Annotated in this window: 15 protein-coding genes; 10 read left to right on the forward strand and 5 right to left on the reverse strand. The window is 46.2% G+C overall.

The features are described 5' to 3' along the window. Positions 1–13: 13 nt before the first annotated feature. Entirely contained in the window at positions 14–1,537 is a 1,524-nt protein-coding gene (locus tag H2O73_RS17405; protein ID WP_182110202.1) for a YifB family Mg chelatase-like AAA ATPase, read from the reverse strand. Between the two features lie 490 nt (positions 1,538–2,027). Here H2O73_RS17405 and ilvG point away from each other — a divergent pair, with 490 nt between their 5' ends. The 6 genes from ilvG (at position 2,028) to acuI (ending at position 9,547) form a co-directional block, all read left to right on the forward strand. Further along, positions 2,028–3,674 (forward strand): acetolactate synthase 2 catalytic subunit, encoded by a 1,647-nt coding sequence (gene ilvG / locus H2O73_RS17410; protein ID WP_182110203.1) that lies wholly within the window; start codon positions 2,028–2,030, stop codon positions 3,672–3,674. 1 nt (position 3,675) lies between these two features. Then, complete coding sequence (gene ilvM / locus H2O73_RS17415; RefSeq protein WP_182110204.1) at positions 3,676–3,960, forward strand: acetolactate synthase 2 small subunit; 285 nt, start codon at positions 3,676–3,678, stop codon at positions 3,958–3,960. Between the two features lie 12 nt (positions 3,961–3,972). Next, positions 3,973–4,917 carry a branched-chain-amino-acid transaminase gene (ilvE, locus tag H2O73_RS17420; protein ID WP_182110205.1) on the forward strand — a complete coding sequence of 315 codons (945 nt, stop codon included), beginning with the start codon at positions 3,973–3,975 and terminating at the stop codon, positions 4,915–4,917. Between the two features lie 15 nt (positions 4,918–4,932). After that, on the forward strand, positions 4,933–6,774 hold the full coding sequence (ilvD, locus tag H2O73_RS17425) for a dihydroxy-acid dehydratase (RefSeq protein ID WP_182110206.1): 1,842 nt from the start codon (positions 4,933–4,935) through the stop codon (positions 6,772–6,774). 3 nt (positions 6,775–6,777) lie between these two features. Beyond that, positions 6,778–8,358: a threonine ammonia-lyase, biosynthetic gene (gene ilvA / locus H2O73_RS17430; RefSeq protein ID WP_182110207.1), complete on the forward strand. Its 1,581-nt coding sequence runs from the start codon at positions 6,778–6,780 to the stop codon at positions 8,356–8,358. A gap of 208 nt (positions 8,359–8,566) precedes the next feature. Continuing rightward, positions 8,567–9,547 (forward strand): acrylyl-CoA reductase (NADPH), encoded by a 981-nt coding sequence (acuI, locus tag H2O73_RS17435; RefSeq protein ID WP_182110208.1) that lies wholly within the window; start codon positions 8,567–8,569, stop codon positions 9,545–9,547. A gap of 84 nt (positions 9,548–9,631) precedes the next feature. On the opposite strand, the gene H2O73_RS17440 is transcribed toward acuI, so the two are convergent. Then, positions 9,632–10,573 carry a LysR family transcriptional regulator gene (locus H2O73_RS17440; protein WP_182110209.1) on the reverse strand — a complete coding sequence of 314 codons (942 nt, stop codon included), beginning with the start codon at positions 10,571–10,573 and terminating at the stop codon, positions 9,632–9,634. A 619-nt stretch (positions 10,574–11,192) separates the two neighbouring features. On the opposite strand from H2O73_RS17440, the gene tusA reads away from it, so the two are divergent. Beyond that, positions 11,193–11,441, forward strand: coding sequence for a sulfurtransferase TusA (gene tusA, locus H2O73_RS17445; RefSeq protein WP_182110210.1), 249 nt, complete (start codon positions 11,193–11,195; stop codon positions 11,439–11,441). A gap of 90 nt (positions 11,442–11,531) precedes the next feature. Here the strand turns inward: tusA and H2O73_RS17450 are convergent, their stop codons facing one another. From H2O73_RS17450 to H2O73_RS17460, 3 genes are all read right to left on the reverse strand, one after another. Beyond that, positions 11,532–11,792 carry a hypothetical protein gene (locus H2O73_RS17450; protein ID WP_182110211.1) on the reverse strand — a complete coding sequence of 87 codons (261 nt, stop codon included), beginning with the start codon at positions 11,790–11,792 and terminating at the stop codon, positions 11,532–11,534. 228 nt (positions 11,793–12,020) lie between these two features. Continuing rightward, complete coding sequence (locus H2O73_RS17455) at positions 12,021–13,694, reverse strand: ABC transporter substrate-binding protein (protein ID WP_182110212.1); 1,674 nt, start codon at positions 13,692–13,694, stop codon at positions 12,021–12,023. A 315-nt stretch (positions 13,695–14,009) separates the two neighbouring features. Continuing rightward, a complete protein-coding gene (locus H2O73_RS17460; RefSeq protein WP_182110213.1) occupies positions 14,010–14,564 on the reverse strand; it encodes a TMEM165/GDT1 family protein in 555 nt (184 codons plus the stop codon). Between the two features lie 432 nt (positions 14,565–14,996). Here H2O73_RS17460 and glyQ point away from each other — a divergent pair, with 432 nt between their 5' ends. The 3 genes from glyQ to H2O73_RS17475 all read left to right on the forward strand — a co-directional run bounded on the left by glyQ (position 14,997) and on the right by H2O73_RS17475 (position 19,464). Next, the gene (gene glyQ, locus H2O73_RS17465; protein ID WP_182110214.1) at positions 14,997–15,920 is read left to right on the forward strand and encodes a glycine--tRNA ligase subunit alpha; all 924 of its coding nucleotides are present in this window, start codon (positions 14,997–14,999) and stop codon (positions 15,918–15,920) included. A gap of 2 nt (positions 15,921–15,922) precedes the next feature. Then, complete coding sequence (gene glyS / locus H2O73_RS17470) at positions 15,923–17,989, forward strand: glycine--tRNA ligase subunit beta (RefSeq protein ID WP_182110215.1); 2,067 nt, start codon at positions 15,923–15,925, stop codon at positions 17,987–17,989. Positions 17,990–18,213: 224 nt separating this feature from the next. Then, positions 18,214–19,464 (forward strand): valine--pyruvate transaminase, encoded by a 1,251-nt coding sequence (locus H2O73_RS17475; protein ID WP_182110216.1) that lies wholly within the window; start codon positions 18,214–18,216, stop codon positions 19,462–19,464. The last annotated feature ends 13 nt before the right edge of the window (positions 19,465–19,477 follow it).

Here is a 19,477-nt window from a genome sequence, read left to right on the forward strand (position 1 = left end):
GCGGTGGGTTTTTTTATACGGCTTGTGCATGCAGATGTTTGAGCAAGCGATCCATCGCGCGATAGCCCAAAGCTTCCGCCAAATGAGAACGCTGAATTCGATCTTCTCCCGCTAAATCTGCAATCGTGCGTGCGACCTTAATAATGCGATGATAAGCCCGTATCGACAAACCAAGCCGATGCAGCGCTTGCTCCAAAAACTGCGCATCACTCTTTTCCAGTCGGCAATCTTGTTCAATTTCTCGACTCCCCAGTAACGCATTGGCTTTACCACCTCGGGCTAACATTCGTTCCCTTGCCTGCTCTACCCGAAGCTTCACCACTGGCGTGGTTTCACCTCTATCACCGCCTTCCGCTAAAGTGCCTTTCGGCAGTGCGGGGATCTCCAATGACATATCAAAACGATCCAATAACGGCCCCGATAATCGGCTTAAATAGCGCAGCGCTGCTTGTGAGTTACCATTGGGTTTTGTCGCATCATAGTGACCACTTGGGCTAGGATTTAGTGCGCCAATCAACTGAAACCGAGCTGGAAAACGAGTTTTGCCTTGAGCTCGAGAGATAATAATCTCACCGGATTCTAGCGGCTCGCGCAAAGCATCCAACACCTTACGTTCAAACTCAGGCATCTCATCTAAAAACAACAAGCCGTTATGCGCCAACGAAATCTCCCCCGGTCTTGGTACTGAGCCACCACCAACTAATGCCGCCATCGAACTGGAGTGATGCGGAGAACGAAAGGGGCGCTGTTTCCAGTTGAACTGATTTATCTCTTGCTGAGTTAGTGATGCCACCGAAGCTGATGCCATTGCTTCTTCATCAGACATCGCGGGCAATAAGTCACTTAAACGAGACGCCAACATGGTTTTACCCGTACCGGGAGGACCTAAAAACAGCAGGTTGTGATGCCCCGCCGCGGCAATTTCCAATGCTCGCTTACCTTGCTGTTGGCCAATAATATCTTGCAGATCTCTGCTGAGCCCTATACTGGCAGCTCCCACTTGAGTTTGATGCAGCGCCAATTTTTGCTGCCCACAAAGATCGGCGCAAACATCGAGCAAACTGTTAGCAGATTTATGAATATCCTTCCCCACCAGTGCCGCTTGGTCACCATTACTTTGCGGTACCACCAAACTTCGCCCTTGATTTTGTACCACCAGCGCCGCGGGTAACACGCCTTTGACACCGCGCAACTCGCCAGACAATGCCAGTTCACCGATAAACTCTCGCTCCGTTAATGCGGTTAAAGGGATTTGCTCCGACGCAGCCAAAATACCCAGAGCGATAGGCAAATCAAACCGCCCCCCTTCTTTGGGTAAGTCAGCAGGTGCGAGATTGACGGTAATTCGTTTCGCCGGGAACTCAAATCGAGAATTGATGATCGCACTGCGCACCCTATCACGAGATTCCTTAACGGTTGTCTCTGGCAACCCCACTAAAGCAAACCCTGGCATACCATTACTAATATGTACCTCAACCGTCACCAAAGGTGCTTCCACACCAATCGATGCTCGGCTATAAACCACCGCTAACCCCATACATTCCCTTATTCAGTCGACTGTTCAAAGCGCTCATTTTTATGGCACCATTGTTATATAGCGTGATGAGTTGCTGAGATAATGTGAAAAAAGAATGAGTTTTTGCTTGTCAATTAACGGAAATATGTGATACCACTAGTGGTACAAACATCGACGTAGCATATTACGCAAACACAACGATTAAGAATTTATAATGAACTTGAACGCCCGCTTACATTCACTGATTACCCTGATTATCGTGGTCATTATCGGATCGCGCGGGGTCTAGTGGGCGAAAGATAGCCAAAAATTAGACAAACCCCCGCGCTGAAAAGTTCGGGGGTTTTTTTACAACCAATTTGAATATTTTTAGGTAGCACACTGCAAACAATTTAAAAACACAATCGCTCAACTTGAAGGATAACAAGCGAGCGACGACAGGAAGAATGGGAGTGCACATGAAGTGCCAGCAAGACAAGGAATGCTACACGAGTAGCGAAGGAGGCGGAGAATGACAGGTGCAGAACTAGTCGTTGCCGCATTGCAGCAACAAGGAATCAAAACAATATTTGGCTACCCAGGTGGCGCGATAATGCCCATCTATGATGCCCTCTATGACTGTGGGGTTGAACACATCCTCTGTCGCCATGAGCAAGGTGCAGCAATGGCCGCCATCGGCATGGCTCGCGCATCACAACAAGTGGCAGTTTGCATGGCAACCTCCGGACCTGGTGCCACCAACTTGGTTACCGGTCTTGCCGATGCGTTTATGGATTCCATCCCACTGGTTGCTATCACAGGTCAAGTTGCCAGTTCACACATCGGTACCGATGCTTTCCAAGAGATGGATGTGATCGGTATGTCTCTCTCTTGTACCAAACACAGCTATCTCGTCACTGATATTAATGATCTCGCCCCCACCTTAGCTGAAGCTTTTGAAGTCGCCAAAACTGGGCGCCCTGGTCCGGTTATTGTTGATATCGCCAAAGACGTACAACTTGCTCAAGCTCCCATCACCCAACTGCCATCGTTTACCCCTCCAGAGATGCCAGTGGCAAGCCAAGAAGCGGTAGCCAAGGCACAATCATTGCTGTCGTCGAGTTCGCGCCCAGTTTTGTATGTTGGTGGTGGGGTTCAGCTCGGTAATGCTACCGCATCAGTTCGCGAGTTCTTACGTTTAAACCCAATGCCAGTAGTGAGCACTCTAAAGGGGCTTGGCACCATTGAACGCCATGACCCACATTACCTAGGGATGTTAGGGATGCACGGCACCAAAGCGGCTAACTTGGTAGTTCAAGAATGTGACCTCTTGATTGCTGTTGGTGCGCGTTTTGATGATCGAGTCACGGGTAAATTAGACACTTTTGCACCCAATGCGAAAGTTATCCACATTGATATTGATGCTGCAGAAATCCACAAACTTCGCCAAGCGCACGCACCACTGCGCGGTGAAATCCCAACCATTCTTCCTCAACTTGAACTTGAGCATGATATTACGCCTTGGGTAAAACACAGTGAAAGCCTGCGCAGCGGTTTTAAATGGCGTTATGACCACCCAGGCGAGCTCATTTTTGCGCCTAAGTTGTTAAAGCAACTCTCTGATTTAATGCCTGACAGTTCGATTGTTTCGACTGATGTGGGGCAACACCAAATGTGGGCGGCGCAGCATATTCAGCCGCGTGAGCCACAAAATTTCATCACTTCCGCAGGCTTAGGCACCATGGGATTTGGGCTACCTGCCGCGATGGGGGCTGCCGTTGCTCGCCCTGATGATCAATCGATTCTAATCACGGGTGATGGCTCGTTCATGATGAACGTACAGGAACTGGGCACGCTCAAGCGTCGCCAAATTCCGGTAAAAATCGTACTACTGAATAACCAACGTTTGGGTATGGTTCGCCAATGGCAATCGCTGTTCTTTGATGGTCGCCACAGTGAAACCATTCTTGATGACAATCCTGATTTCATCACTTTAGCGAAAGCTTTTGATATTCCGGGTAAAACCATCACAAAGAAAGAAGAAGTAGAACCGGCTCTAAAAGAGATGCTGGCAAGCAAAACTTCTTACCTACTTCATGTCTTAATTGATGAAGAAGAGAACGTATGGCCGCTCGTTCCACCGGGTGCGTCCAATAGTGAAATGCTGGAGAACACCTAACATGGAAAGATATCTACTCGACATTAAAGCTGACGATAAACCGGTTTTGCTAGAGCGTGTTCTGCGTGTTGTTCGCCACCGTGGTTTTATCATCAAACAAGTTGCTGCGACACAGAACCATGAAAGCCACGTCGCGAGCGTTGAAATTATCGTAGATAGTGATCGCCCTATCTCGTTCATTACTAATCAAATAGAAAAACTCTGGGATGTTCGCACTGTTGACGTCACACAAATCGCCCGTGATGAACTACCAAATAACAACTTACAACAGAGAATCTGTGCATAAGGAAGGCAAGCAATGGCTACAAACACAGCAGACTACATTTGGTTCAACGGTGAAATGGTTCCTTGGGCGGAGGCAAACGTGCACGTGTTCACTCACGCAATGCATTACGGCACGTCCGTTTTTGAAGGGGTACGTTGCTATAACACCCCTAAAGGTCCGATTATTTTTCGTCACCACGAACACGCACAACGCCTAAAAAATTCAGCCAAAATCTACCGTTTCCCAATTCCATACACGGTAGAGCAGATCATGGAAGCGACGCGCGAAACCCTACGTAAAAACAAACTTGATAGTGCCTATATCCGCCCATTGGCATTTGTCGGCAATGTTGGCTTAGGCGTTTGTCCACCAGCCGACACAGAATTGGATTTAATTATTGCCGCTTTCCCTTGGGGTTCTTATCTCGGTGAAGAAGCACTAGAAAATGGCGTGGCAGCGATGATTTCAAGTTGGAATCGCTCAGCACCTAACACCATTCCAACCGCCGCAAAAGCGGGTGGTAACTACCTTTCTTCGCTACTGGTTGGCGGTGAAGCCCGTCGCCACGGTTACGCCGAAGGCATTGCGTTAAGTGTTGATGGGTATCTATCTGAAGGCGCCGGTGAAAATATCTTTGTGATCAAAGACGGTGTTATCGCCACGCCACCTGCAACTAGTGCCATCTTGCCTGGTATTACACGTGACTCAATCATGACACTGGCCCGCGAGATGGGCTATGAAGTCCGTGAAACCAATATTGCCCGTGAAGCACTTTACCTCGCCGATGAAATCTTTATGACTGGCACCGCAGCAGAAGTGGTTCCTGTTAGCTCAGTAGATCAAATTGAAGTTGGCTCAGGCAAACGTGGACCAATCACCAAGCAGATTCAAGAAGCCTACTTTGGGCTGTTTAACGGAACCACTGAAGATAAATGGGGATGGCTTGATTACGTCTACCCACAAGATGCAGCCAAGTAGTAGAGGAATAAGGATATGCCTAAATACCGTTCAGCCACCACCACCCACGGACGCAATATGGCTGGAGCACGCGCATTGTGGCGTGCCACTGGGGTAAAAGAAGAAGACTTCGGTAAACCGATCATTGCCGTGGTGAACTCGTTCACTCAGTTTGTACCGGGACACGTACATTTAAAAGATATGGGTCAACTGGTTGCCGGTGAAATTGAAAAAGCCGGTGGTATTGCCAAAGAATTCAATACCATCGCGGTTGATGATGGTATCGCCATGGGTCACGGCGGCATGCTCTATTCACTGCCATCACGTGAGTTGATCGCCGATTCGGTCGAGTACATGGTCAACGCCCACTGTGCCGATGCGATGGTATGCATCTCCAACTGTGACAAAATCACCCCAGGGATGATGATGGCAGCCATGCGCCTTAACATCCCGGTGATTTTTGTTTCAGGTGGTCCGATGGAAGCGGGTAAAACTAAGCTTTCTGACCAAATCATCAAACTCGACTTAGTCGATGCAATGATCCAAGGCGCCGATCCAACCATTTCCGATGAGCAAAGCGAGCAAGTTGAGCGTTCAGCATGCCCAACCTGTGGTTCATGTTCGGGGATGTTCACTGCCAACTCAATGAACTGTTTAACCGAAGCGCTTGGCTTATCTCAGCCGGGTAACGGTTCTATGCTTGCCACTCACGCTGATCGCGAACAGCTATTCATCAATGCCGGTAAACGTATTGTTGATTTGACTCGTCGTTACTACGAGCAAGATGATGAATCAGCCCTGCCTCGTAATATTGCTGACCGCGCTGCGTTTGAAAACGCGATGGCATTGGATATCGCGATGGGCGGTTCAAGCAACACTGTGCTGCACCTATTGGCTTCTGCACAAGAAGGTGAAATCGATTTTGATATGAACGACATTGACCAAATGTCTCGCCGAGTACCGCATCTGTGTAAAGTAGCGCCTTCGACGCCTAAATATCACATGGAAGATGTGCACCGTGCTGGTGGCGTCATGGCTATTTTAGGTGAACTTGATCGCGCTGGGTTACTCAACAACCAAACTCGCACCGTACTGGGTTTGAGTATGCAAGAGCAGCTCGCACAATACGACATTATGCAAACCGAAGACCAAGCCGTATTGGAGTTCTTCCGTGCAGGTCCCGCCGGTATTCGCACCACCAAAGCCTTCTCGCAAGATTGCCGTTGGGATCGCCTTGATGACGACCGCGTTGATGGCTGTATCCGCACCAAAGAGAACGCTTTTAGCCAAGAAGGTGGGCTGGCTGTACTGTCAGGCAATATCGCCATTGATGGGTGTATCGTTAAAACTGCTGGTGTGGACGAAGGTAGCCTGATCTTCCAAGGTCCTGCGGTTGTATTTGAAAGCCAAGATACCGCGGTTGATGGGATTCTCGGTGGCAAAGTAAAAGCGGGCGATGTGGTTGTGATCCGCTATGAAGGTCCGAAAGGCGGTCCTGGTATGCAAGAAATGCTCTATCCAACGACTTATCTCAAGTCGATGGGCTTAGGCAAAGCTTGTGCACTGCTTACCGATGGTCGCTTTTCTGGTGGTACTTCCGGTCTCTCTATTGGACACGTTTCGCCGGAAGCTGCCAGTGGCGGCGCGATTGGTTTAGTCAAAGATGGCGACATCATTGCAATTGATATCCCGAGCCGCAGCATCAGCTTGCAAGTCTCTGAGCAAGAGTTAACACAGCGTCGCGCCTCACAAGATGCACTCGGTTGGAAGCCGGTTGATCGCCAACGTGAAGTGTCGCTCGCACTGAAAGCTTATGCCAGCATGGCAACCAGTGCCGATAAAGGTGCGGTTCGCGACAAGAGCAAATTAGAGGGATAAGTGATGACGGAATCCTTCCCCAAACCGGGCCAACAACCGACTGGCGCAGATTATCTGCGTCAGGTTTTGCGCGCCCCCGTCTATGAAGTGGCGGTGGTTAGCCCATTTCAAGCAATGCCGAGGCTGTCAGCTCGCATTGGTAACCAAGTACAAATTAAGCGAGAAGACCGCCAACCAGTACACTCGTTTAAACTGCGCGGTGCCTACAACATGGTTTCAAGCTTATCCGAAGGGCAGAAAGCCGCAGGTGTTATCGCTGCCTCGGCGGGTAATCATGCCCAAGGCATGGCGCTATCGGGAACAAAGTTGGGTATCAAAACCACCATAGTGATGCCTAAAACTACCCCCGATATCAAAGTCGACGCGGTACGAGGTTTTGGCGGCAATGTGATATTGCATGGTAATAATTTTGATGAAGCCAAAGCCGAAGCCGAACGCCTTTCTATGGAATATGGCTATACCTTTGTCCCACCCTTTGATCACCCATTAGTGATTGCCGGCCAAGGCACCATTGGAATGGAAATGCTGCAGCAAAATGGGCACTTAGATTACATCTTCGTCCCTGTAGGCGGCGGTGGTCTGGCGGCAGGTGTGGCGGTATTGGTCAAACAGTTGATGCCGGAAATCAAAGTCATTGCGGTTGAGCCAGAAGACTCCGCCTGTTTAAAAGCGGCACTTGATGCCGGTGAGCCTGTGGTACTTGATCAAGTCAGCATGTTTGCTGATGGCGTAGCGGTAAAACGTATTGGTGAAGAGACCTTCCGCCTATGTCACCAATATATTGATGGTCACGTGACGGTTTCAAGTGATGAAATCTGCTCTGCTGTGAAAGATATCTTTGAAGATACTCGCGCCATTGCCGAACCATCCGGTGCGCTAGCACTTGCGGGATTAAAGAAGTTTGCAGATCAGCAACAGCTTCGAGGCAAGCAACTTGGTACGGTACTCTCTGGCGCGAATACTAACTTTCACGGACTACGTTATGTATCAGAACGCTGTGAGTTGGGTGAAAAACGTGAAGGCTTACTTGCCGTTACTATCCCAGAGCGTCAAGGCGCCTTCTTTGAATTCTGCAACCTAATTGGTGGTCGAGCAGTGACGGAGTTCAATTACCGTTATAACGACGATTCACTTGCCAACATTTTTGTTGGTGTGCGCCTCAATGGTGGACAAGAAGAATTGCAGCATATCATCCAAGATCTGCGTACAGGAGGTTACCCAGTCGTTGATCTGTCTGATGATGAAATGGCCAAACTACACGTGCGCTATATGATTGGCGGCAAACCGTCTAAGCCACTCAAAGAACGTTTATACAGTTTCGAGTTTCCAGAATACCCTGGTGCTCTACTTAAATTCTTGAGCACTCTAGGCACGCATTGGAACATTAGTTTGTTTAACTATCGTAACCACGGTGCCGATTACGGTCGTGTGTTGTGTGGTTTTGAACTTGATGATAGCGACCTAAGCCGTTTTTCTGCGCATTTACGCGAACTTGGTTACCAATGCAAAGATGAAACTGACAACCCGTCTTACCAATTTTTCTTATCTTCATTAAGCAGTACACAGATAACTCAAGAAACGTGATCGGTTTTAACCTTCCGCTCAGCAATAACAACAAAGCCAGTCACTCGACTGGCTTTGTTCTATGCTTAATACGTTGATTTTTAGCAGTTAATGCGTTTGATGCATAGATAAAATGCTAAAGTTTCATTTTTGTCATAGCACTAACACGACTACACTGTGTCGGTAAAATTTAGAATAACTAATTTGCTGCATCCAAGCGGAGATCCCTATGTTTAACGCTCTAATCCTAAATCAAGAAGACAAACGCACCATCGCTTCAATTGAACAAATCGATGAAGCACAACTACCTGAAGGCAACGTTCTTGTTGAAGTTGATTACTCATCACTGAACTACAAAGACGGTCTAGCGATTACTGGTAAAGGTAAAATCATTCGTAACTTCCCAATGGTTCCAGGTATTGATTTTGCCGGTAAAGTCATCAGCTCAGAAGATGCACGCTACCAAGCAGGCGATCAAGTAGTACTGACTGGCTGGGGCGTAGGTGAAAACCACTGGGGTGGTATGGCTCAACGTGCACGCTTAAATGCAGACTGGCTAGTTCCACTGCCTAAAGGGCTAGACAGCAAGAAAGCAATGATGGTGGGTACCGCTGGTTTCACTGCAATGCTTTGTGTTCAAGCACTACTGGATGCTGATGTAAAACCAGAAGCTGGTGAAGTGTTAGTGACTGGCGCAAGCGGCGGTGTAGGCTCAGTTGCAGTCGCTCTACTGGCGCAACTTGGCTACAAAGTGGCAGCAGTAACAGGTCGTGTTGAACAAAACGGTCCTCTGCTAGAGAAATTGGGTGCAAGCCGTATCATTGACCGCGTTGAGTTTGAAGAACCAGCACGCCCACTTGAAAAGCAAGTCTGGGCAGGTGCCGTGGATACCGTTGGTAGCAAAGTGCTATCTAAAGTATTGGCTCAAATGGATTACAACAGTGCAGTGGCTGCATGTGGTCTAGCGGGCGGTTTCGACCTTCCAACCACAGTGATGCCATTCATTCTACGCAATGTACGCCTACAGGGTGTTGATTCTGTAAACTGCCCTACCGAAAAACGTATTGCGGCATGGGAAAAACTGGTTGAGCTACTACCAGAAAGCTACTTCGAGCAAGCATGCACGGAAGTTGAATTGGCTGACGCACCAAAATACGCTGAAGACATTACTAACGGCCAAGTAACAGGTCGAGTTGTGATTAAGCTATAACACTTAGCTAAAATGATAAAGAGCCAGCATCGCTGGCTCTTTTTGTTCCGCATATATCTGCAGCTTCTAGTAGAACGCTAGTAATTAATCTAATCCCATATCTTCAATCCGCTTGGCAATCAGACGGCTACACTCTTCTCGCACAATGCCACGCAACCACTCTTGTGCCGGTGAATGCTCACAGCGAGGATGCCAAATCAATGAGTAATCAAATGGGGTAAATTGGAATGGAAGTGGCTTTACCACCAAGTCATATCGCTCTGACACCAAGTAGGCAAGATCGGCAGGTACGGTGATAATTAAAGGCATGGTATCGACAATCGCCAATGCGGCTTCGAGATGATACGCACGCATTACCATTCTGCGAGTTGGCAAATCAATTAAGGCTTGTTCAATCAAGGCTTTCACCCCATCACTGATTGCGATCATCGCGTGTGGGTAGCCTAAGTAGTCATCCAAACTCATCTCTTTGTTCGCTAAAGGATGGTGCTTTGAAAGCAAACAAAATACGCCTACCCGCCCAATCACTTCACTGCGCAGCGGCTCTACCGCACCAATCGGTCGGCAAATAGCCAGATCAGCACCTTCATAAGTAAGCTGATCAGCAAGGCGATCATGGTGCAATGGTAAGAAGTTAAGCGAGACCAAAGGGGCTTCTTGGTAAATCCTTGGTAGCGCAAACGGCAAGATGGTTTGCATGGCATAATCGGTTGTCGCGATCGTAAAAGTCTGTTCACAACTTTGTGGCTCAAACTCAGCCGGAGCGAGCAGCTGGCGCAAGGACTCTAAAGGCACACCAAGTTGAGCATCAATCTCCAACGCTTTTTCTGTTGGGATCAGTTGCTGCCCCTGTCGAGTAAACAGTGGATCGTTTAACAAGCTTCTCAACCGCCCAAGTACGCGGCTCATTGCGGACTGGCTTAAATTCAAACGCGTTGCCGCTTTACTGACGCTGCACTCCTCAATAAGTACTCGCAAAGCAACCAGCAAATTTAAGTCTCGGCGGTAAATATCTTCTAATTCCACGAACTTGTTTTCCCACGATGGTGATTGCCTAAGTGTACTACACCCAAGGGATGCAAAATGGTATGGCTCAGAAAATGACGCCAATCTCTTGAACAGTGGCACATTTTTGTCATTCAACGACCTTGTTTTGATAAAGATCGCTTTCCCCATTAGACACCGAATTTAAAACAATAGTTGGGGTATTACCTATAGCGCTGCAAGTAAATTTCAGGCAAAAAAATCCCGCCTTTCGGCGGGGAAGCCCAAGAAAACTGGGGATAGTGTCGGAATGTGTGATGTAGAAAGTATTACTTTCACATGCATTGGTCGGTTTGTACTCTCTCAAGAGCTTTGCCACTGGCGCATCTCAACTCAAATCCCTACAATTGAAGCCGAGCGACTTAACCATAGACAATCTCTCTTGGTTAGCTAAGTTACAGTTCAAGAGCACTTAACAAAATCCTCTCTGATTTGAGTTCAATCTCCTGTCGGTCACACAGATTTAAACTCACTTCGAAATAATTTTGTTACCAACTTGTTAATTAAATTATAACAAGATGATCATTTTGCCAAGTGATTATTGAATATTTTTTCTCCACTAGTATTATCAACCGCCTTACAAGGTAATGAAGTGATGACCATGACAATCAATCTAGAGCAGGCTACACATACGTTAGAGGCAGAAGGATTACGCTGCCCAGAGCCAGTAATGATGGTCAGGAAGACGATTCGTAACATGCAAGAAGGCGACGTACTGCTAGTAAAAGCCGATGATCCCTCGACAACTCGTGATATTCCAAGTTTTTGTCGCTTTATGGATCACCAACTGATTAGCGCACAAACAGAAACGCTACCGTATCAGTATCTAATTAGAAAAGGATTGAGTTAAGGCGACCCGTTTGTCTGCAATGATACGACAAACACTTCGATCCCCTTTCAATCTCTAGAATGGAAAACGGCTGCCAAGGCAGCCGTTTTGTTATTCGTCATATTCGAGGGTTCGTATTTCTGATTGCAGCTTATGAATTTGCTTTTGCATTGCTCGCATCTCATTGTGCATAGGAATGATATGAGCAACTCGAATCCAAGATTCGACGGTTAAACCCGCCAGAATAATTGCCCCCGCAACCATTGGCAGCCACATATCGGTCAGTGCCATACCCAGCAGGGTTAACACAAACCCGAAGGTGAATAGATAACTTTGATTTTTCGGGGCCATCCCCATGTATCGTGTCAACATACTCTTGCCCTCCACCAGTAATGGTTAAGATTAAAGTAACATGACAAACATGACACTTATATGTCATGGGTCACGCAATTTACCTATTTCGTACTACAACTTGAGCGGGATCGACTTCTGCTTACTATTGAAATTAAACCTGACTCACCACGCTATTAGTCACCGTTTTAGCGGCACAAAAAAAAGGCTCCAACCACAAGATTAGAGCCTTATTGCATCATGGTAAAATTAGCTACGAGGTTTTAAGTCCAACACGTGCAATAGACGCTCAGGCGTTCCTTCCCAAATCATTGGGCGACCTTTTGGATTGTCTTTTGTCCACCAGCCGGTAAAGCGCTTAGTGTTGTATTGGTAGAAGTTCGGTCCCGACAATACCGGTACAGTTACTTGGTTTTCCGCAATCAATTTTTGAATGCTATGCGCAATCTTACGCTGCTCTTGGCTATCCGCTGTTTTGTAAAAACTATCAAGCAGCGTATCTAGCTCAGCATTTTGCCAATGGTGCATCGCAAAGCGAGGCATACCTTCTGAAGCTTGTAGACGTGAGTGGTAACCACTATCCCAATATTTATGAGGCGTTGGACCGTGGAAGTAGTTGGTGTACGCAATATCGTAGTCTGCCGATATCATTCCCTTATTATAAATTGAGAAGTCAGGCGTACGCGCTTTAACTTTAATACCCACTTCATTAAGCTGCTCAGTCGCAAGCATTACGGTGTTATTAAAGTCGGTCCAACCTTGAGGTGATTGAATTGAAAGTTCAAACTCAGCCCCTGACGGAGACTCGACAAAACCATCGCCATTAATATCTTTATAGCCCGCTTGCGCTAGCAATGCTTTGGCCTTCTCCGGCGAGTAAGTCATAAATGGCTTGTACTTGTTATGTACCGCTTCATCAGACCAAGTTTCAAATGCATAACCTAGACCTGAAGCAAAGTCATTCAATACCGCGTTGCCATAGTTGGCAATATCAATCAAAGTTTGACGATCAAGCGCCATCGAGAATGCACGACGGAATTCAATATCCGTCAACACTTCATGTTTCACTTTATCTTTTGATTGGTAGTTAAACACAAATGCTTGTGTACCCGCCGGCGGGAACCAGTAGCCGTGATCCGGTGACGCTTTAAGGAACGTTTCATCAATATCTGGTACAAATGAGCCCGCCCAGTCAATGCGTGAGTTAATCAACTCACCCAATACTTGATCGTTGTGGTTCATTTGCGGAACACGTAGACAATCAACATCAAGGTTCGCGTCATCCCAGTAATGCGGGTTACGACACTGGACAAATAAGGTTGAGGTAAATTGTGGCAGTTCGGTAAATGGTCCTGTACCGACAGGGTTCGGGTTCATAAATACAGCAGGATCTTCAACTGAGTTCCATTGATGTTCAGGCACTACTGGTACTTGTACAATTTCATAGCTGATATTGGTGTTCACTTCCGTCAAATGGAAACGAACTTGGTATGGTCCCAGCTTCTCAACCGATTTAATTTTACTATTGATGCCGCGATCATCAATGCTTGAGTGCGCTTTCACCAAGTTGAATGTAAACACCACATCATCTGCATCAAACGTTTCACCATCAGACCATTTCACCCCTTCACGTAAATCAAAGGTAATGCTGAGCAAATCTTTGCTCAATTGATAGTTTGTCGCCAAACGAAACTCCGGCACATTCCCCTTCAACTCATTAAAAACTACCAAAGGTTCAAAAATAAAATCACGTGCCGTATGCAAGCGTGACACCGCATAAGGGTTGAAGTTACGAATGAGAGAAGCGTTATGGTTTGGAATGATAGTCACTTGCGACATCTTATCTAAATCTGCAGCCACTACAGACTGAGCAGACAGCGTTAATGCTGAAGCAATTACCGCAGAGAGTACTGTTGTTTTCATGATGTTACCTTATCAATGGACATGTACACAAAATAACCAGTTAAGGAACATGCATCAATATGAATAAAAGCCAATAAAAAACAGCAAGTTGAAGTATTGTTAACTCTAACTCCAAGTTTGACACTGTAGCGACGTTCTTTTATCTCTTTAGTCGTTGATATTGTCGATATCACTCGAAAACATATCGCGTAAATGTCGAAAAATTACAACAAAACGTTGAACTGTTACCTACCTGCAAAAGAAGTAGAAATGCGACCAAATTAAAACTCTACATTCGATCGCTACTCGATATTTTACCAACGACCAGCCATGTCGTTAAAGCAATGCCGCCACCAGCGCTAAACCAACAAACAACAATGACGTGATTTTACGAATAAGCGCCAAGGGTAATTTGTCTGCAGAAAGTTTCCCCATTAATACCACGGGAACATTCGCAATCATCATTCCTAGCGTGGTACCAACAATGACCATCCATAATTCATCTGCGTATTGAGCACCTAAAATCGACGTTGCGATTTGTGTTTTATCCCCAATTTCAGCAATGAAAAACGCCATAAAGCTAGTAACAAAAGCACTACGACCTGAATACGTTTCGCCCTCATCAAGCTTATCGGGTATCAACACCCAACCGGCCATTAATAGAAAACTTATTGTAATCAACCACTTCAAAATATTAGCGGAAAGGTAGTCAGCAATCACGACACCAAGCCAAGCTGCTAGCGCATGATTGACTAATGTGGCGAAGAAAATCGCGAGAATAATGGGAATGGGTTTTCGGTAACGGCTGGCTAATACCAACGACAAAAGCTGAGTTTTATCGCCGATCTCAGCGATCGCAACCGTAGTTAAAGATAGTACTAAAACGCTCACAACATGCTCATGTAGGGCGGGGGTTATTATTTTATAACCATAGACAAACCTCACGCCCCACCCGGTTCATGATGATTTGTCTAAGGTCTTGCTAAGCTCACCGCAGTTGGTAAACCTTGAACGCCATGGTGATTTTGCACCAATTATGTTGACGAACAAACTAACTCACTAGGCTGTGAATAAGTAAGCTACTCCCCAAAGACGGCGCAATTCTAATCAGAGCGATGTCTATCTGCAACCCTTCACTTGTAAGCAAAAATCACCCTTTCAATTCAATTTACCCAGATTAAAGATAAATATGCGCGTAATTAGGCAAACTTAACCATGATGGCTATGAAATAAGCAAGATTGCCTCTACTCCCATCTACAATATCTGGGTATACTTGATTGTTATTTTTTTTAATCATTCAGAAGAATCGCGCGAACCTGACTATGCAAAAATACGATATCAAAACCTTCCAGGGAATGATCCTCGCGCTGCAGGATTATTGGGCTCAAAATGGTTGTACGATTGTTCAACCGCTAGATATGGAAGTAGGTGCTGGCACCTCTCACCCAATGACATGTCTACGTGCACTTGGCCCAGAGCCAATGTCGACAGCTTATGTTCAACCTTCACGTCGTCCGACCGATGGTCGCTACGGTGAAAACCCGAACCGTCTGCAGCACTACTATCAATTCCAAGTAGCTCTTAAACCTTCTCCAGATAATATTCAGGAGTTGTACCTAGGCTCACTTGAAGTTCTTGGTATCGACCCACTTGTTCACGATATTCGTTTCGTAGAAGACAACTGGGAAAACCCAACGCTCGGCGCTTGGGGTTTAGGTTGGGAAGTTTGGCTTAACGGCATGGAAGTGACTCAGTTTACTTACTTCCAGCAAGTTGGTGGTCTTGAGTGCAAACCTGTAACAGGTGAAATCACTTATGGTATCGAACGTCTAGCAATGTATATTCAAGAAGTTGATTCAGTTTACGACTTGGTATGGAACGTTGCTCCAGATGGTTCAAACGTCACTTACGGCGATATCTTCCATCAAAATGAAGTTGAACAATCAACGTACAACTTTGAACACGCCGACGTCGATTTCCTATTTAGTTTCTTTGACCAATGTGAAAAAGAATCTAAAGCATTACTAGAGCTAGAGAAACCTCTACCTCTACCTGCTTACGAGCGCATTTTGAAAGCGGCACACGCCTTCAACCTATTAGACGCACGTAAAGCTATCTCAGTAACTGAGCGTCAACGTTACATCCTTCGTATCCGCAATCTGACTAAAGCAGTCGCAGAAGCGTACTACGCATCACGTGAAGCTCTTGGCTTCCCTATGTGTAAAAAGAACAACGAGGAGAAGTAATAATGGCAAAGAATTTTCTAATTGAACTAGGTACTGAAGAGCTTCCACCAACCGCCCTTCGTTCTCTAGCAGAAGCGTTTGCAGCAAATTTTGAAGCTGAGCTTAACGCGGCTGAACTGTCACACGACGGTGTGAAATGGTACGCAACGCCTCGTCGTCTTGCTCTTAAAGTCGCAAACTTAGCTGAAAGCCAAGCAGACAAAATCGTTGAAAAGCGTGGTCCTGCTGTTTCTGCTGCATTTGATGCTGAAGGTAATGCAACCAAAGCAGCTCAAGGTTGGGCTCGTGGTTGTGGCATTACGGTTGATCAAGCAGAGCGCATGGTTACCGATAAAGGTGAATGGCTACTGTTCAAACAAGCAGTAACGGGTCTTCCAGTTCAACAGCTTGTGGTTGATTTTGCAGCGAAAGCTTTAGCAAACCTACCAATCCCGAAAGCAATGCGTTGGGGTAGTTCAGAAATTCAATTTATCCGTCCAGTGAAAACACTGACGATCCTACTTGGTGACGAGCTAATCGAAGGTGAAATCCTAGGTATCAGTTCTGCACGTACCATTCGTGGTCACCGCTTCATGGGTGAGAAAGAGTTCACTATCGACTCTGCTGAGCAATATCCAGCAATCCTTGAAGAGCGTGGCAAAGTAATGGCGGATTACGATGCACGTAAAGCGATCATTCTAGCAGATTCACAAAAAGCAGCTGCGGCTGTTGGTGGTGTTGCAGATCTAGAAGATGACCTAGTTGAAGAAGTAACGTCTTTGGTTGAATGGCCAGTCGTACTAACCGCGAAGTTTGAAGAAGAGTTCCTAAAAGTGCCTTCTGAAGCCTTGGTTTACACCATGAAAGGTGACCAAAAATACTTCCCTGTTTATGATGAGAATAAGAAGCTACTACCAAACTTTATCTTCGTATCTAACATCGAGTCGAAAGAACCTCGTCATGTTATCGAAGGTAACGAGAAAGTGGTTCGTCCTCGTCTTGCTGATGCAGAGTTCTTCTTCAATACTGACCGTAAGAGCCCATTAATCGATCGTTTACCGCAACTAGAAACGGCGATTTTCCAAAAGCAACTTGGCACAATCAAAGACAAAACGGATCGCATCACTGAACTTGCTGGCTACATCGCTGAGCAAATTGGTGCTGACGTTGAAAAATCTAAGCGTGCTGGTTTGCTTGCAAAATGTGACCTAATGACATCAATGGTATTCGAGTTTACCGATACTCAAGGTGTTATGGGTATGCACTATGCAACGCATGATGGCGAAGATGAGCAAGTTGCATTGGCACTTTACGAGCAGTACATGCCTCGCTTTGCTGGTGATGACTTACCATCAAACGGTGTATCTTCTGCGGTAGCTATGGCTGACAAGCTAGACACCATCGTCGGCATCTTCGGTATTGGTCAAGCGCCTAAGGGCTCCGACCCATTTGCACTACGTCGTGCGTCTTTAGGTGTGCTACGTATCATCGTAGAAAACGGTTACAACCTAGACCTTGTTGATCTTATTGCGAAAGCAAAAGAGCTACTAGGCGATAAGCTAACCAACGAAAATGTTGAAACTGACGTTATTGATTTCATGCTAGGTCGTTTCCGTGCATGGTACCAAGATGCTGGTTTCAGTGTCGACATTATCCAAGCGGTATTGGCACGTCGTCCAACCAAACCTGCTGACTTTGACCAACGTGTTAAAGCAGTTTCTCACTTCCGTGAACTGGAAGCGGCTGAAGCGCTAGCTGCAGCGAATAAACGTGTAGGAAACATCCTGGCGAAATTCGATGGTGAACTGGCAGCTGAAATCGATCTAGCACTGCTACAAGAAGATGCAGAGAAGGTATTGGCACAAAGCGTTGAAGTAATGACAGAAGCGCTAGAGCCAGCATTTGCGACGGGTAACTATCAAGAAGCCCTAAGTAAATTAGCTGACCTACGTGAGCCAGTTGATGCATTCTTCGACAACGTAATGGTAATGGCTGAAGACGAAGCGTTGAAAAACAACCGTCTAACGCTACTAAATAACCTACGTAACCTATTCCTACAGATCGCTGATATCTCTTTACTGCAAAAATAAGCCACTGCCCAAGCAAGCTTAGCACTAACTAGAAATCTCGCGTTCCAACGCAATAGCCAAGCCCAGCTCGAAAGAGTTGGGCTTTATTTTTACCTAATTTCAATTTTGTGCTTTGCGTCTCATTGGCATTACGGTATGTTGAAACATTATTCGATTGGTCAGCAACACTCTGGCTCTGACTCATACACATGAAAGCAAACACAATGTATTAGGTTTAACAAAACATGCAATTCTCAAAATTTGGTGAAAAATTTAATCAGTACTCTGGTATCACGCAGTTAATGGATGATTTAAATGATGGGCTTCGCACACCAGGCGCCATCATGCTCGGTGGGGGAAACCCAGCCGCCATTCCTGCCATGCTCGACTACTTTCACCAAGCTAGTGAGAAAATGCTCGCCAATGGCGAGTTAGTTGCCGCCCTTGCCAACTACGATGGTCCGCAAGGCAAAGACTGTTTTGTTAAAGCGCTCGCTAAATTATTGAATGAGAAATACGGTTGGGACATCAGCGAAAAAAACATCAGCCTAACTAATGGCAGCCAAAGTGGCTTCTTTTATCTGTTCAACTTGCTGGCTGGCAAACAACCAGACGGTTCACATAAGAAAATACTGTTACCACTCGCACCAGAGTACATTGGTTACGGTGATGCGGGCATTGATGAAGATATTTTCATCTCCTACCGACCTGAAATAGAACTACTCGACAATGGATTGTTCAAATATCACGTTGATTTTGAACAACTTAAAGTAGATGACTCTATCGCCGCCATTTGTGCTTCACGCCCAACTAACCCAACTGGCAATGTGCTCACAGATCAAGAGATCCATAAGCTCGATAAACTGGCTCGCCAGCACAACATTCCACTGCTTATCGACAATGCGTATGGCTTACCATTCCCAAATATTGTCTTTGAAGAGGTTGAGCCATTTTGGAATGAAAACACCATCTTGTGTATGAGCCTATCCAAGTTAGGTTTACCCGGCGTACGTTGCGGCATTGTGATTGCCAATAAAAAAGTGACCGAAGCAATGGTCAATATGAATGGCATTATCAGCTTAGCACCCAGTAGCGTTGGCCCTGCATTTGCCAACCATATGATTGAGCACGACGACTTACTCAGGTTAAGTGATGATGTAATCAAACCATACTATAAGCAAAAAGCGTTACGCGCCGTTGAGTTGCTGCAACAAGCGATTACCGACCCACGTTTTAAGATTCATAAACCTGAAGGCGCTATCTTTTTATGGCTATGGTTTGATGAATTGCCAATTACTACCATGGAGTTGTATAAGCGCTTGAAAGCGCGTGGGGTATTAATTGTACCGGGCGAGTATTTCTTTATTGGTCAGGAAGATGACTGGGAACATGCACACCAATGCTTGCGAATGAATTACGTGCAAGATGATGAGATGATGCAAAAAGGTATTACGGTAATAGCTGAAGAAATTACTAAAGCCTACCAACAAGGCTAGTCACATAGCGAGT

The organism is Vibrio marinisediminis (assembly GCF_014050145.1).
Lineage (GTDB): Bacteria > Pseudomonadota > Gammaproteobacteria > Enterobacterales > Vibrionaceae > Vibrio > Vibrio marinisediminis.

Coding starts and splice junctions, on each gene's coding strand:
- glyQ (WP_182110214.1), top strand. CDS start 14,997: ATGCAAAAATACGATATCAAAACCTTCCAGGGAATGATCCTCGCGCTG.
- ilvE (WP_182110205.1), top strand. CDS start 3,973: ATGGCTACAAACACAGCAGACTACATTTGGTTCAACGGTGAAATGGTT.
- ilvA (WP_182110207.1), top strand. CDS start 6,778: ATGACGGAATCCTTCCCCAAACCGGGCCAACAACCGACTGGCGCAGAT.
- H2O73_RS17450 (WP_182110211.1), bottom strand. CDS start 11,792: ATGTTGACACGATACATGGGGATGGCCCCGAAAAATCAAAGTTATCTA.
- tusA (WP_182110210.1), top strand. CDS start 11,193: ATGACAATCAATCTAGAGCAGGCTACACATACGTTAGAGGCAGAAGGA.
- H2O73_RS17475 (WP_182110216.1), top strand. CDS start 18,214: ATGCAATTCTCAAAATTTGGTGAAAAATTTAATCAGTACTCTGGTATC.
- acuI (WP_182110208.1), top strand. CDS start 8,567: ATGTTTAACGCTCTAATCCTAAATCAAGAAGACAAACGCACCATCGCT.
- H2O73_RS17455 (WP_182110212.1), bottom strand. CDS start 13,694: ATGAAAACAACAGTACTCTCTGCGGTAATTGCTTCAGCATTAACGCTG.
- glyS (WP_182110215.1), top strand. CDS start 15,923: ATGGCAAAGAATTTTCTAATTGAACTAGGTACTGAAGAGCTTCCACCA.
- ilvG (WP_182110203.1), top strand. CDS start 2,028: ATGACAGGTGCAGAACTAGTCGTTGCCGCATTGCAGCAACAAGGAATC.
- ilvD (WP_182110206.1), top strand. CDS start 4,933: ATGCCTAAATACCGTTCAGCCACCACCACCCACGGACGCAATATGGCT.
- ilvM (WP_182110204.1), top strand. CDS start 3,676: ATGGAAAGATATCTACTCGACATTAAAGCTGACGATAAACCGGTTTTG.
- H2O73_RS17405 (WP_182110202.1), bottom strand. CDS start 1,537: ATGGGGTTAGCGGTGGTTTATAGCCGAGCATCGATTGGTGTGGAAGCA.